Source organism: Paenibacillus sp. RU5M (assembly GCF_900221055.1).
GTDB lineage: Bacteria > Bacillota > Bacilli > Paenibacillales > Paenibacillaceae > Paenibacillus > Paenibacillus marchantiae.
In genome coordinates this window covers 930,250-946,440 of the sequence record NZ_OBQM01000002.1, presented here as the reverse complement: position 1 = coordinate 946,440, position 16,191 = coordinate 930,250, and the positions used below count along the sequence as shown (strand labels likewise).

Genomic DNA, 16,191 nt, shown 5'->3' with positions numbered 1-16,191 from the left:
TTAAAAACAAATATAAGGAGGGGAGACGCTCAAGGAAAACAGTTTGCAGAAAATGAATTGGGGAGTGTTCTAAACGATGTTGAAGGCACAAGCAAGGTTTGCATCTTTGGTAATGGCATGTACAATGGTTTTCTCTGTTGTCGGAATGGTATTTCAGCCTGCTGCTAAGGTATCTGCTGCAGACGCATCTGGAACGACAGCAAGTATCTCAGATATTTTGAAGAATCAACGTCCTGACGGGGGATGGAAGAAGGATTACAAAGAAACAAGTGGTGAGTGGGCCAAATCTACGATTGATAATAAAGCTACATACTCAGAAATTAGAAGATTAGCCAAGGAATTTAAAAAGACAAATGATCCGCGATATTCGGCTGCTGCCATCAAAGGAATCAACTTTTTGTTAAGTATGCAGTACTCCAATGGAGGATGGCCACAAGTATACCAGAGCTCAGGCTATCACAAACACATTACCTTCAACGACGATGCCATGATTAATGTCATGTACATGCTGGATGAAGTAGGTGCACGTAAAGGTGATTTCTCATTCATCGACAGCTCTCTTGCGGATCGCAGTAAAAAATCAGTTGCCAAAGGTGTAGATGCTATTCTCAATACACAGGTTGTAGCAAATGGTAAACTGACTGCATGGGGACAGCAGCATGATTCCAGCTCCCTAAAACCTGCAGGAGCAAGGATATATGAAGTGCCTTCTCTAAGTGCTGGAGAGAGCAGTACGATTGTAAAGTTTTTGAAAACAAGACCGTCGAACTCGAAAATTAAGGCTTACATTCAAGCGGCAGAAGCCTGGTTCAACAACGTGAAAATTACAGGATACAAGTATGTCAGAGAAAACGGAGATAGCAAACTCGTAGCTGATTCAGGTGCATCGCCAATTTGGGCACGTTTTTACGAAATTGGAACGGATAAACCGATCTTCGTAGGACGTGATGGGGTTGTGAAATACAAACTCAGCGATATCGATAAGGAAAGAAGAGGCGGGTATGCCTGGTATGGCAACTGGCCTTCAAAGATATAATTTATAAAAAGCTTTATCATTGAAGGCGAAATTATATTTTTTTTGTTGACACTAATTACCTGCACATGATATATTATCTCTTGTCGCCGCGATATAATTTCTCGGAGATAAGACATACGCGGTCGTGGCGGAATTGGCAGACGCGCACGGTTCAGGTCCGTGTGGGCTAACCCCCGTGGAGGTTCGAGTCCTCTCGACCGCATCATATGTAACACGAAAAAGGTTCCTAGAATGGCATTGCTGCCACTCTAGGAACCTTTTTTATTTGTTTACAGATTTTGATCTTTGCTTTTCCTGATTCTTTTCAACCCATTCCCTCGGCTTGAGCAAAAATGAAGTTTCCATTTGTTTATTTATCCATTAATGGAAATATGTTTGTTCTGCGACGGTTTGCCCCTATATTTCAGGTTAATTGTACGTAAAATACCGAATTGTACCTATCTTGGGAATGCCTCATCCACTATTCTCTTCTCGTGTGGAAGCGCTATCAACAGGAATTTGAATGACCAAATTCAGAGGGGGTAGGGATAATTTGAAACGAATCGGAAAAAGGATGGCAATGTGTTTCATGGTATTTATGATTGCGGCGGTGCAGTTCGGGATTATGGGAACGACAGGTAATGTGGCACAAGCAGCAGATAAGAGTCTGGCCCAAAAGCCGTATATGGGTTGGAGCAGTTACAGCATGCAGGTATATGACGGGCCGGGTAACTGGACATCGGCCGAGAGTATAAAGAAGCAATCGGACGCCATGCGTGAGAAGCTTCAAGCCCATGGATATGAATACATTAATATTGATGCTGGCTGGAACGGTGACGAAGATGAATACGGCCGTCCTATTCCGAGTACTGTTCTTTATCCAAATGGATTTCAGGAGGTCATTGATTACGTCCATAATAACGGACAGAAGATCGGAATCTATCTGATTCCGGGATTATCAATCACCGCCTATGATAAAAATCTTGAGGTTTATGGGTCGGGCGGGGCATGTCGTATGCAAGATATTGCAGTAAAACCGCTCGTTGTTATGGATGCTTGGGATTCGTACACGTACAAAATTGATTTTTCGAACCCTTGCTCACAGAAGTACATTGACTCCATCGCGGATCTTCTTGGCGAGTGGGGTATCAACTTTGTCAAATTCGACAGTGTGACGCCAGGATCGGGAATCAATAATCTGAGCCGGGATGCACGTGGTGATGTGGAGGCATGGTCCAAAGCCCTGGACAGAAATAACATCTGGTTTGAGCTTTCCTGGGCGCTTGATCACAATTACGTGGACTTCTGGAAAAAGTATGCAAACGGCTGGAGGATCGACTGGGACGTTGAAGCTTACGACAGCAGTAAGGGATTGACCGAATGGTCGAGTATTTCCCGCTTGTTCCCCATCGCTGCCCTCTGGTGGCGGGATGCAGGTCCCGGAGGCTGGAACGACTTCGATTCACTGAATGTCGGGAATGGCTCGATGGATGGTCTGACCAAGGTTGAGCGGCAAACGGCCACGACCTTCTGGTCTATCTCTTCAGCACCGCTTTATACAGGTGATGATTTAACAAGGCTGGACAGCTATGGATTGGAATTGCTTACGAATGACGAAGTCATTGCCGTCAATCAGGCCGGACGTCCAGGCCATCCGGTTTCCATGGAGACCAAGCAGCAGGTTTGGTATGCCAATAACGGAGATGGTACTTACAGTGTAGCCTTGTTCAATTTGGGCGACCAGAGTGCGGAGGTTAAAGTCAAATGGAGCGATCTTGGCCTCAACGGTCCGGCTTCTGTCCGTGATCTCTGGAGCCATTCCGAGCTGGGGAATTTTAATCATGAATTCAGTGGCGGCGTGCTAGAACCCCATGCTTCCCGGATGCTTAAAGTAACCGCACTGAACGGCACATCAGCCGTCAATGACGATGATACAGGCATGCTCTATAGCGGGGATTGGCAGCGCAACGGGGGCAAGGAGCAGACAGATGGGAGACAGGATCTGAGCATAGCGATTACGGATTCCTCTGGCACTGGTCCAGCGAATAGCAGTCAAGGGGGTGCCTTGGACGCTGAAGCTGACAATGCTGCAAATTCAATCTCCGTGGAAGATGCCACTGTTACCAATGAGGTCTACATTAATGATGATGACAGCAGTATTAAATACACGGGCTCATGGAACTCCAATACCGGCAGAAGTTACGGTGATTACAATGGCGATGTGCATTTTACTGAAAAAGACGGCGATTATTTTGAGTATAGTTTCACGGGCACAGGCATTGAACTGCTGACGGAGAAGGATAAAGACCAAGGAGACATGATTGTCACCCTCGATAATGGAGCACCTGAAACTGTAAACGCCTATACCAGTGGAGAAAGGGAAGTCCAGCAGGTTTTGTACAGCAAACTTGATTTGGACAACGGCCCACATACCTTGAAGGTGGTCAAGGGCTCGGGCCAGTATATGTTGCTGGATGCGCTTAGAGTAACCATGGAAATTCCTCCTGGAGGGCAGAACAGCACCATTAGTCCGACCTCTGCAAACTTTGACAAGGAGACGGAACAACAGAAGGATGTCACCGTGAGGCTGTTCTTGAACGGCAATATGCTGACCGGCGTTGAAAATGACGGGGTGCTGCTCAGTGATGACGACTACACGGTGGTCAATGACAAGCTGACTATCAGGAAGCAGTACCTCACGCAGCTGCCTATAGGGACAACGAGTCTAAACGTAATCTTTAGCGCGGGTGATCCCCAGTCTTTGGCAATAAGGATCAGCGATACTACGGGCATTCGATTTATAATGATCAATAACGACGATCCGGCAATCAAGTACAACGGCTCCTGGTCACGAAGCACTGGCAGAGGTTTGGGTGACTATAAGGACGATGTGCAGTATACCGAAAAAAACGATGATTCTTTTGAATACACCTTCAAGGGAACGGGGATCCAGTTATTTACGGAGGTTGACCAGTCACAGGGAGACATGGATATCTATGTTGACGACCAATTCAAGGAAACAGTCAGCGCCCATCGTAACGGTCGGCTGGCACAGCAGAACCTGTACAGCATATCGGGGCTGCCGGATGGGCAGCACACGCTCAAGGCAGTGAAGAAATCGGGGGAGTACATGCTGCTCGATATGCTCAAAGTTGAGCTTCCGAATCTAATTAATCCGGTAACCGCGGATTTCGACAAGTCAGCTTCCGCTCAGACGGACATTGATGTGACGCTGCTGCAACAGGTGGAAAGCTTCAGTGGTATTACTAACGGATCACTTGATCTGGTTCCGGGGTCCGATTATACAGTTGCAGGGAACCGAGTTACACTGAAAAAATCGTATCTTGCTGCGCAGTCAGTGGGGACGCTGAACCTCAGCTTTGCCTTCGGCGGTGATTATCTCAATGATGTGCATTCCACGGTGGTGGACGGGGATTCTTTCGAATACACCTTCAAGGGCACTGGAATAAGTATGATTACACCAACTGGACCAGAACAGGGCGAAGTGGACATTTATGTAGACGGACAGCTGGTGCAGACCGTGAACGCCTACAGTCCAAGCCGGCAGATTCAGCAGGAGATTTACAGCATTTCAGGACTGGCAAAAGGCCAGCATACACTCAAAGCTGTGAAGAAATCCGGTGAGCTCATGCTGGCCGATCAACTGAAATTTACTGTCCCTACTGGAAACGGTGAACCAACGAATCCGTCGAATCCAGGTGGTCCATCCAATCCAAGTGGACCATCGACTCCAGTCGTCCAGCCTTCAGACACTTCTGTGCCTGCGCCGGCTCCTGAATCCGGAACTACAGACAAGACAACAGAAACGGAGGGTGGTCAGGATATTCCATATAAGAAGTATATTCAAGGTTATCCGGGCGGGTTGTTCAAGCCGGATAACAAACTCACCCGTGCAGAAATGGCAACCATACTCGCAATGGTATCTGAGAAAGAAGGCACAGGATCTGCTGTTGTATTCAGTGACGTTAAGTCAGAATATTGGGGAGCCGACGCCATTGCTAAGGTAAGCAAGATGGGGTTGATGAATGGTTATAAGGATGGGACGTTTAAGCCAAATCAGCCATTGACTCGTGCGGAGATGGCCACTCTCGTAGCCCTTCTCGGTCTGGATTCCGAGAATTCAGACGATGGATTTTCTGATATCAGCAGCCACTGGGCCAAGGAAGCCATTTTGAAAGCGCAAAGCGCAGGCATTCTGAAAGGCTATAAAGATGGAACTTTTCGACCGAATGCTTTATTGACAAGAGCGGAAGCCGTTGTAGCAATCAACAGAGCTTTGGGCAGAGCACCGCTCACGAACGTTTCGCAGCCGCAGTGGAAGGATGTTCCTTCCACACACTGGGCCTTTGGCGATGTTGAAGCAGCATCCGTCGATCAGGTTGTAAAAGCCCGATCAGAGGTGGAAGAACCAAAGAAGAAATGATGTAAACTAGGATTGGGGGGCTATCTCGGCCCCTTTTTTCTGAATGATAAGGAATTATCATCTCAAACCAAAGAACTTCGGAAATGTTAAAAAAAGCAATGATAATCGTCTTTTTATCGTTGCCTTTTATTCATTCCCGAATGAAACACGATTGAAGAATAAGATAAAACAATTGACTAACCCGGAAAATATTATTATCTTTGATAACGCTACCAATACCTCGAGGAGGGGGAGGAGGGTTACCCATTAAATATTCCAATGTTTTTCGTAAATTTTTAATTTCCTACGTGATCATTTTGGTTATACCCAGCATTGGCGGTTATATGTCTTATCTAACTTCCATCTCCGTAACACAGTCCATTTCCATTGAGAATAGTGTTACCCAACTCCAGAAAAGCCAGGAAATATTGGAGGGCCGCATGGCGGAAGTGGAGGGCTTCACCCGACAGCTTGCGGTCAATCAGGAATTGAACGTTCTTATGAATGAAAGGGACAACGAAACCAACGTATATGGGATATGGAGAACGATGGAGAATGTGTTGACCTTTGGACAGACCAATGATTTTCTGCAAAATTATTATATTTATCTTGCGAATTACAATCTAATTTTGACCCCGGGTTCTTCTTACAGACCAAATCACTATTACACTGATTTTCGTTATAACGATCTTTCGTTAGAAGAATGGATGAAGGACGTGTTGGGGAAGACCCACCGGAGTGAGATTAAACCGCTTAGTTCCTATGTCAGTAGGGGGAAGCAGACTTCGGTAATCACATATATGCAGTCATTGCCTCTGGACAGCTTCAATGATTCTTCACCGGCTGTCGCCGTTGTAATCATTGACGAGAAAATGATTCTTAGTCTGTTGTCCAGCCTGAATGACCGATACGGTGGCTGGGTTCATATCAGTGATGCGGAGGGCAATACCATTGCACTGCAAGGGAGCTCCGAGCCCGAGATGGTGAAAATGGCCTCTGACTCTCATTTTGATCCAAGCAGAGTCAGCCAGTTCTATGGGGATGATCTTGTGATCACTACAAGATCTGATAAGAACGGATGGGTATACCAGGCGGGTATTCCCCGTCATGTCCTGATGGAGAATGCAAACAGGATCAAGGGGATGACGATGCTGATTACGGGCGGCACACTGCTCATCGGACTGATTGTTGGACTTGTGCTGGCTTATCGCAACAGCGTTCCAATCAATCGACTGTTAAGTGTAATGAAAGAGCAGTTTGGGAAGGATGAATCGGCTCCCAAAAATGAATTTGACTTTTTGAGTGGAAATATCGCTGCTATGCTCACCAAGAACAAGCTGCTTGAATCCGAATTAAATCGCCAGCTCCCACTGGTCAGGGATGCCTTCCTGAAGCGGCTGATCTCCGGCGAATTCAAATCGCGGGATGAGATTCTTTCCGCTGCCGAACAGGCAGATATTAATTTGTATCAAGGCACGGGATATGCTGGAATTGTCCAGATTAAGGGTTATGCCAGTATGGACAGCGTCGAGATCCTGAATGAACTGAATGCCTCCCGATTACTGTTGAAGCAGGCTTTGGCTGAACTGGACGTGGATGTCCTGATGACCGATATGGGTTCGGATAAAGTGGTCATCCTGTTCTTTTCCAAGGAAACCGACTCCGAATTGGATCGTGAAAAGGAAGATATCACGCATATCATGGAGAATCTGGCACAGTATGTGTTCAATGAATACAGGATCACCATCCAGTCAGGATTCGGAAATCTCTTCACATCGTTGACAGAGGTCAGCCTTTCCTTTGATCAGGCCAATCAGGCGCTGGAGTATGCAGTCTACATGAATAAAAAAGGCATGATGTGGAACAACGAAGCCCAAACCGAAAATACAACGTATTATTACCCGCTGGATTCGGAGCAGCGACTGATTGGCACGATCCGTGCAGGGGAACTTGAAGAGGCCAAACGGATTGTCGATGCAATTATTGTGCAGAACACGGAGCAGCGGGAGTTGTCCATGGAAATGAAGCATCAACTTGTTGGAGAAATGAAGGGGACTTTTCTCAAGTTGCTGGATCAAAAGGCGTTTACGGAATATGCCTCCATCGAGAATGTGAAACGGCGGGTCATTGATATTGGTTCCTCGGAGCCGCTCGAAACAATCAAAGCTGAGTTTTATGAGATCATGGAAGAGCTCTGCTCCGTTATTGCAAACAAGAAGAAGGATGCTCATATTCAAATCATCAAACAGATTAAGGAATATACTGCGAAAATGTATTCAGATACAGAGCTGACTCTGTATCGGGTGGCAGAGCATGTGGAGCGGCCTGAGAAATACATTTCTCAATTGTTCAAAGAGTTTACGGGGGTTAATTTCTCCGATCACCTGATCAAAGTCCGAATGGATCAGGCTGTGATTTTGTTGAAAGAGAGCAATTATACTGTTGACGAGATTGCGTCACGGGTAGGTTACAATAGTTCTCACTCCTTTAGGAGGGCCTTCAAACGATTGAATGGCGTTTCGCCCAGTGTGTATAGACAATCGGTTGACGATTAAATGAAAGGAAGACCCATAGACTGTGTTGTCCGTGTTCCGGACAATGCGGTCTTTTTTTGCGAATGCGCCTCCGTAATGGAAAAATGGCTGTCGTACTGCGGATGTGTGCCCCCAAAAACAGGATAACTGTACGTGTAACGGCGCAGGTGTACCTGTTTATAGGACATCAAAATCGACTATGATCAGAATCAAGAAAGCGCTATCATAATTTACGCATCGCAGACAGCTAGTAAGGGGGGATTGTTCTGGAGAAGGAAATCGTATTAAATCACAAGACATCAACACAGCCGAAGGCACCTGGTTTTCTGACCAATGCCCGCAAAAGAATGATGAAGCACTGGCAGTTACACCTACTGGTGATTCCGCCCTTGCTATTTTTTCTCATCTTCAAGTATTATCCGATGATCAATGCGGTTCTTGCCTTTAAGGACTATAACGTCATCAAGGGGATATGGGGAAGTGATTGGGTTGGTTTTCAAAACTTTCGTCTGTTCTTTGAGAACCCATTATTTTGGACCCTGGTAAAGAACACCATTTTACTTAGCGGTTATTTAGTGTTGGCCGGATTTCCAATTCCGATTGTGCTCGCACTCATGATTAATGAGGTACGCGGAGCAAAGTTCAAGAAATTCGTCCAACTCGTATCCTTTGCACCCTATTTCATCTCAACAGTCGTGATGGTGTCCATGATTATGCTGTTCCTGGCACCACGGCTTGGATTTGTGAACATCGCCATGAACTTCTTTGGGCTGGATTCCGTGAATTTTCTGGGTGAGCCGGGCATGTTCCGTTCGATCTATGTCTGGTCCGACATTTGGCAGACTGCGGGCTACAGTGCGGTTATTTATTTGGCAGCACTTGCCGGAATCGATCCCACATTGTACGAAGCGGCTAAAGTCGATGGGGCCTCGCGTTTTCAAAAAATCCGTCACGTGGATCTGCCAGGGTTGGTGCCAACCATTGTCATTATTTTGATCCTGAATGTCGGAAATGTCATGGCGATTGGCTTTGAGAAAGTCTACCTGTTACAGAATCCGCTCAATCTGGCTAATTCTGAAATCATTGCAACTTATGTCTACCGAGTCGGCCTGTTGAATGCCAACTATAGCTTTGCAACTGCGGTGGGGCTGTTCAACTCACTGATCAATCTGGTCTTACTGGTTACGGTGAATGGTTTGGCGAAGAGAGTTACTAAGAATAGCATTTGGTAGGAAAGGAGTTCACCTATGGCTGCAAACGTTCAAACCAAGATTAAAGAGTCCGCTGTGGACAAAACGTTTCTGATTACAATTTACATTTTGCTCAGTATCGTGGCGCTGGTGGTCATTTACCCACTGATATTTATCGTCAGCAGCTCAATCAGCAGCCCGGCAGCAGTAACTTCCGGTCGAGTATGGCTCTGGCCCGTAGATATTTCCTTCAACGGTTACAAGGCATTATTTAATACACCTGAGATTCTCATCGGCTATGGTAACTCCATTTTCTATACGGTCGCAGGTACCCTGATCAGTGTAGCGTTAACCATCATGATTGCTTATCCGTTGTCACGCAAAACCTTTTTCGGCAGGAACACCCTGATGATGATCATTACCTTTACCATGATTTTCAGTGGTGGGCTGATTCCGACTTATATGGTTGTGAAGCAGCTTCATCTGATTGATACTCGCTGGGCGTTACTGATCCCGAATGCAATCTGGGTATGGCAGGTCATTATTGCTCGCTCGTTCTTTCAATCTTCTATTCCGGGGGAGCTTCTGGAAGCCAGTGAAATTGACGGCTGTAGTGATATGCGATTTATCTGGAGTGTTGTACTCCCGTTATCGAAGCCGATCATCGCCGTGCTGGTTCTCATGTATGCTGTGGGGCAGTGGAATGCGTACTTTGATGCCCTGATCTACCTCAAATCGGCAGACCTGTTCCCGCTGCAACTCATCTTGCGAAGTATCATCATTCAAAATAATGGTTCGGGTGCCATGGACGTCGCGAAAATGGTGGAAAGACAGCAGCTTACCGAACTGTTAAAATATTCGTTAATTGTGGTCGCCACTTTGCCTGTACTTGTCATCTATCCATTTGTACAGCGTCATTTTGTACAGGGGATGCTGGTCGGTTCTGTTAAAGGTTGATCCTTAGATTCGGTGTATGGAGAAAGAAGATATAGACAGTTCATACGCAAGGTACCATCGTCTCAACTGGTAAACTACAAAAAGGGAGTGATCAGATTTGAAGAAAAGTATGGTAACGTTATTGATGCTGGTAGTGGCATTCACAGTTGTCATGAGCGGATGTTCCAATGGTAGCTCATCTACAGCACAACCGGGGAGCTCGGAAGAGGGCGGCAAGGTGAATATCAGCGTGTTCGCGGTTCAGGACTCTAGCATTGATATTCCGACCAATAAATTCACTGCATTTGTGGAAGACAAATTCAATATCAAATTCAATTGGGAGATCAACCCATCGGATGGAGCCAAGGAAAAGCGGCAAATCTCGCTGGCAAGCGGCGACTATCCTGATGCCTATCTGCTAACCCACTATATAGACCAATTCTCTCAGGCAGATCTGCTGAAGTATGGCAAGCAGGGTGTGCTCGTTCCTTTGAACGATCTCATTGATCAATACGCTCCCAACATCAAAGCAGCTATGGAGAAGAACCCTAATTTGAAAACGCTTAATACAGCACCTGATGGCAATATCTATGGACTTGTTGCATATACGGAATGTTTCCACTGCTCCTACCCGAGTAAGATGTGGATTAATACCGAGTGGCTGAAAAAGCTGGATCTGGAAATGCCAAAGACGACCGAAGAATTCAAAAACGTGCTGCAAGCTTTCAAGACGCAGGACCCGAACGGAAACGGCAAAGCAGATGAGGTACCTCTGAGTGGTTCCATAGAGGAGTTCGGCGTAAGAATTATTCCGTTCCTGATGAATGCATTTGTCTATGATGATGACCGAAACTACCTGCAAATGGAAAATGGAAAAGTTCAATCTGCGGCAATTACACCTGAATGGAAAGAAGGATTGACTTACATTAAGTCCCTCTTTGATGCAGGTCTGATTGACCCTGGCGCATTCACACAAAATGCAGAAGCGTTCAAGAAAATCGGTGAAAATGCTGACGCTGAAATTTTGGGTGCTGGTGCAGCTATGCATCCCGCAATTTTCGTGAACATTGACGAAGGCAATACTCGCTCGGCGCACTATAACCCGCTGGCGCCGATTTCTGGACCACAGGGTGTGTCCTATGCGACGCATGATGCGGGCGGTGTATCTCCAGGAGCGAAATTTGTAATCACAAACAAGGCAAGTGAAGAAGCGCAAATTGCCCTGATCAAAATGGTTGACTACATGTTCACACCAGAAGGTCAAACGAACGGTGCAAGCGGTATGAAGGGGATTGACTGGACTGACCCGGTGGAAGGTGATGTGGCACTGGGTAAAGACGTTAAACCTGTAGTGAAACAAATCCCTATGGCTGAGGGTGAGGCACCACGTAATGCGGGCTGGAGTGGTATGGCTCACTTCTATATGCCAAAAGAATATCGTGATACCTTCGTTCAAGGCACAGATATTTATGCATCCAATGGTTATGAGCGCAGATTATATGACGCATCGCTGTTGTACGAAGGGCATGAGCCGAAAGAGCTGTTCCCGATCTGGTCCGTCTGGATTGATCCAAACGAAATTGACGAAGCCAGTTTGCTGCAAACCAACATCAGAAACTACATTGAGCAAAATGAATTGCAATTCATCACAGGCAACAAGGACTTGAATAAGGACTGGGAAGCTTATGTGAAAGGTTTACAGAACCTGAAGCTCGATCGTTATCTAGAAATTTTGCAAAAAGCATATGATACAAGCAAGTAATTAAGAGGGATATCGGAATCAGGTGCCTATGATGTACCGGCACCTGATTTTCCTTGTATTTAGGCAGAAGCGAAGTATGATGATGGAGTATATGTGATGATAGAGAAGAAGCAATGGATGTGTTACATACCAAGAAGGGTGGGATCATCATTTCTGTGACAGAACAAGAAGATATCACGAATTTCACGACGATAAGTTTGACGGATTATGGCGCTGTGCCTGACTCTGAGTTGGACACCCAGCAAGCCATGGCTCGTGCAATTCAGGCGGCGGCCGAAATTTCTGGTCCGGTGGTGCTGGACTGTGCGAGAGGCAGATATCATTTCTACCCGGAGGAGGCTATTCGGGCGCCTTATTATATCTCCAATACGACGAGTGAAGAAGAGAATCCAGACGTAACCAAGACCATTGCCATTTTGCTGAAAGGGATGAACGATGTAACACTGGAGGGCAACGGCTCCCTGTTTATTTTCCACGGCAAACAGACCCTGTTTTTGCTGGACAATTGCACCAATGTAGAGATTCGCAACCTGCGTACAGACTATCACCAGCCGACGGTGACGGAGATGACGATTATCGCAAGCGGAAAGCATTATTTCGATGCGCGGGTTCACCCCGATTCCCGTTATCAGATTCGGGACAACAAGCTAACTTGGCTCGGTGAAGGCTGGAATTTTGCGGAAGGTCCCATGCAAACCTATGATCCATTACGGAATACAACCTGGCGAATCGACAATTGGCTGGAATTGGCCCAATCTGTGGAAGAGCTTGAGCCCATGACCATCCGTTTGCATTTTGATTTTCAACCTGATGTAGTCCCTGGTCATGTTCTACAAAACCGCGATGGCATTCGTGATCAAGTTGGAGCTTTTATGACCGAATGCTCGGATATAACGTGGAGAGACGTGAGTCTGCATTTTCTGCACGGACTCGGGGTCGTCGGACAGTTCAGCACAAATCTGACCTTCTCACGGATGAACCTGGCTCCCCGTACCGAAACGGAACGTACGGTTGCCGGCTTTGCGGATTTTCTGCACATCTCCAGCTGCAGAGGCAAGGTTGCCGTAAGGGATAGCTATTTTTCCGGTTCGCATGATGATCCTGTCAATGTCCACGGTACCTATTTACGAATTGTAGATCAGCCGGCGGTGGATCGCGTGAAAGTTCGATTCATGCATCCCCAGACGTATGGGCTTCCGGCCTTTTATCCTGGTGATGAAATCGAATTTGTCCGTTCCGGTTCGTTGACGACCTACGCCTCCAACAATGTGGTTGCGGTTGAGCGTTTAAGTGCTCGTGAGCTTTTGCTGACTCTTGCTCATCCGGTACCGGACGGTATTGGCAGCTATGATGTCATTGAGAATGTAACCTGGACACCTGAAGTGGAAATTACAAATAATCATTTTGCCCGAGTACCAACACGAGGCATCCTCGTAACGACTCGTCGGAAAGTGCTGATTACCGGGAATACGTTTGAACGCATGTCCATGAATGCTATTTTGATTGCGGTGGATGCGGAGTCCTGGTATGAGTCCGGAAGGGTAGAGGATGTGACGATCTCCGATAACCATTTTATTGAATGTGGCGGCAGTGAGCATCCCGTGATATTCATATCCCCGGAGAATGTGGTGGTTGATGAGAGCGCTCCGGTCCACCGACAGGTCGTTATCCTGAATAACCGTTTCGAAACTTGCAGTGATGTCCCGATTCTAAGCGCCAAATCCACTCGTGGGTTGGTTTTCAAGTCGAATAAAATATGTTCCTCCAGCGAGACAGGAAAGTTATCCTGCGTTGAAGAAGCAGTCTATGCAATCGCCTGCAGCGAGATTGACATTGCGGATAATACGTTCACTAATGTTCCTGAAGGAATTGACTAACAATTGAGAAATCATGAGGGAGAGTGCACATGAAACTTCAATATGACAAACCTGCGCATGTATGGACCGAAGGGCTTCCCATAGGTAATGGCCGTCTGGGCGGTATGATTTTTGGTGGGGTGGAGCAGGAGAAAATCAGCTTGAATGAGGACACGCTGTGGTCCGGTTATCCGAAGAACGGCAGTAATCCTGGCGCAAAGGACGCTCTACCAAAGGTTCGCAAGCTGTTACAGGAGGAACGTTATACAGAAGCGGACATGCTGACCAAAGAGATGTTGGGTCCGTATACCCAGTCCTATCTGCCTTTCGGGGATTTACTCCTGCGTTTTGAGCACGGGAACATCTACCATTCTTACAAGCGGACGCTGGATGTAGAACATGCAGTGCACAGCCTTGAATATCAGATTGGCCATGTTATATATACCCGTGAAATGTTTGCGTCGCATCCTGATCAGGTACTTGTACTACGGCTGGCTGCGAGTGTGGAAGGTGCGTTGAATGTACATGCGTCACTGGTTAGCCCGCTTCGGCATGTGACTAGTGTGAGGGAAGGCCGCTTTGTTATGGAAGGAACGGCCCCTGAACATGTCGATCCAAGCTATGTTGCAAGCGATGAGCCGATCCGATACGGTGATCCCGGAAATAACAAGGGCATGGTCTTTGAAGGCCAGCTAGCGGTGAAGACAGAGGATGGACAGGTAACGGTAGATGGCAGTGGAATTCATGTATTGGGTGCGACAACGGCAACCTTTTATTTCAGTGCGGCTACAAGTTTTAATGGTATGGATGCCATTCCGGGAGTCGAGGGGAAAGATGCTTCCTTCACTGCAAGTTCATTTCTGAATGAGGCGGTAGCCAAGCCGTATGACAGCCTGCTTGACTCCCATATTGCGGATTATCGTCTGCTCTTCGATCGGGTGAAGCTTCAGCTGGGGAATTCACCTGCTCCGGAGCAGATGTCCACTGAACAGCGGATTACGACCTATGGGGCGGAGGATCCGGGGCTTGTGGAGCTTCTCTTTCATTATGGGCGCTACTTGCTGATAGCAAGCTCCCGTCCGGGAACGCAGGCTGCGAATCTTCAGGGCATATGGAATGCAGTAACTCGTCCTCCATGGAGCAGCAATTACACGCTGAATATTAATACTGAAATGAACTATTGGCCGGCTGAAATATGCAATTTGGCTGAATGCCATGAGCCATTGCTGGACTTGATCAGCAATTTGGCGAAGAAGGGCGTTGAGACCGCACAGGTCAACTATGGTACCCGAGGCTGGACCACGCATCATAACACGGATATTTGGGGACAGACGGCACCGGTGGGCAATTATGGTGACGGTGATCCAAGCTGGGCTTTCTGGCCGATGGGAGGTATTTGGCTGACCCAGCATTTATGGGAGCATTATGCCTTCAGCGGAGATGAGACGTATTTGCGGAATTCCGCGTATCCAGTGATGAAGGAAGCTGCGCTGTTCGCACTGGACTGGCTCATTGACGATGGTAGCGGTCACCTTGTGACTTCGCCTTCAACTTCGCCGGAGCATAAATTCCGGACAGCGGAAGGTGTAGCAGCGGTCAGTCCGGGTTCAACCATGGATATCTCATTAATCTGGGAGTTGTTCACCAACTGTATTGAAGCCTCGGAAATACTTGGAACGGACCTGGATTTCAGAAAAGAACTGGTGAGCATTCGCGAACGCCTTCTGCCGCTGCAAGTCGGGAAATATGGCCAATTGCAGGAGTGGGCGAAGGACTATGAGGATGAGGACATTTACCACCGGCATACCTCGCATCTGGTAGGCGTGTATCCGGGTCGACAGCTTTCGGACGAAGAGACACCAGAGTTGTTTGTCGCCGCCAGAACCTCCCTTGAGCGGCGGGGAGACGAAAGCACGGGTTGGAGCCTGGGATGGCGTGTTGCACTTTGGAGCCGTTTCAGGGAAGGAAATCGTTCCCTGCATCTGCTCTCCAACATGCTGCGTCTGGTCAGAGATGGAGCGTCGGAACAATACAACCATGGCGGTGTATATCCGAATCTTCTGGGCGCACATCCTCCGTTTCAGATCGACGGCAACTTCGCGGCCTCTGCCGGGATAGCCGAGATGCTGCTGCAATCTCACCGTCCTTATATGGAACTGCTACCTGCACTGCCGGATGCTTGGCAGCAGGGCAACGTTTCCGGCCTGCGTGCCCGAGGTGGATTTGAGGTCAGTATCCGGTGGGACAACGGACAACTCGTAGAAGCGTACATCACTTCTCATCTGGGCCGGGACTGCGTGCTTAGAGGTGAAGGCCCAGTTGTGGTAACGCTTGACGGCAGCGTACTTGAAACGGAGGAAACCGATTCAAATATCATAAGCTTCCCTACATCTGCAGGACGTACCTACAGGGTAAAGTTGAGTTAAATCGCGTTATGGATCGGAAGATCGTTGCATGGAAAATGCTCTATTCGGT

8 protein-coding genes and 1 tRNA gene are annotated in these 16,191 nt (G+C 47.4%); all 9 read left to right on the top strand.

Annotated elements, in window-relative coordinates:
* Nucleotides 1-76: 76 nt before the first annotated feature.
* The 9 genes from pelA (at nucleotide 77) to CRO25_RS10045 (ending at nucleotide 16,142) form a co-directional block, all read left to right on the top strand.
* Nucleotides 77-1,036 carry a pectate lyase gene (gene pelA, locus CRO25_RS10085; protein ID WP_079694838.1) on the top strand — a complete coding sequence of 320 codons (960 nt, stop codon included), beginning with the start codon at nucleotides 77-79 and terminating at the stop codon, nucleotides 1,034-1,036.
* A 118-nt stretch (nucleotides 1,037-1,154) separates the two neighbouring features.
* Nucleotides 1,155-1,238 (top strand) — tRNA-Leu (locus tag CRO25_RS10080).
* A gap of 330 nt (nucleotides 1,239-1,568) precedes the next feature.
* Complete coding sequence (locus CRO25_RS10075; protein ID WP_256863614.1) at nucleotides 1,569-5,459, top strand: X2-like carbohydrate binding domain-containing protein; 3,891 nt, start codon at nucleotides 1,569-1,571, stop codon at nucleotides 5,457-5,459.
* Between the two features lie 419 nt (nucleotides 5,460-5,878).
* A complete protein-coding gene (locus CRO25_RS10070; RefSeq protein WP_257018555.1) occupies nucleotides 5,879-7,993 on the top strand; it encodes a helix-turn-helix domain-containing protein in 2,115 nt (704 codons plus the stop codon).
* Nucleotides 7,994-8,319: 326 nt separating this feature from the next.
* Nucleotides 8,320-9,204 carry a sugar ABC transporter permease gene (locus tag CRO25_RS10065; RefSeq protein ID WP_143805411.1) on the top strand — a complete coding sequence of 295 codons (885 nt, stop codon included), beginning with the start codon at nucleotides 8,320-8,322 and terminating at the stop codon, nucleotides 9,202-9,204.
* Nucleotides 9,205-9,219: 15 nt separating this feature from the next.
* Nucleotides 9,220-10,119: a carbohydrate ABC transporter permease gene (locus CRO25_RS10060; protein WP_063564773.1), complete on the top strand. Its 900-nt coding sequence runs from the start codon at nucleotides 9,220-9,222 to the stop codon at nucleotides 10,117-10,119.
* A gap of 97 nt (nucleotides 10,120-10,216) precedes the next feature.
* A complete protein-coding gene (locus CRO25_RS10055; protein WP_079694835.1) occupies nucleotides 10,217-11,860 on the top strand; it encodes an extracellular solute-binding protein in 1,644 nt (547 codons plus the stop codon).
* A gap of 113 nt (nucleotides 11,861-11,973) precedes the next feature.
* On the top strand, nucleotides 11,974-13,737 hold the full coding sequence (locus CRO25_RS10050) for a right-handed parallel beta-helix repeat-containing protein (RefSeq protein WP_079694834.1): 1,764 nt from the start codon (nucleotides 11,974-11,976) through the stop codon (nucleotides 13,735-13,737).
* Nucleotides 13,738-13,766: 29 nt separating this feature from the next.
* Nucleotides 13,767-16,142 (top strand): glycoside hydrolase N-terminal domain-containing protein, encoded by a 2,376-nt coding sequence (locus CRO25_RS10045; protein ID WP_079694833.1) that lies wholly within the window; start codon nucleotides 13,767-13,769, stop codon nucleotides 16,140-16,142.
* The last annotated feature ends 49 nt before the right edge of the window (nucleotides 16,143-16,191 follow it).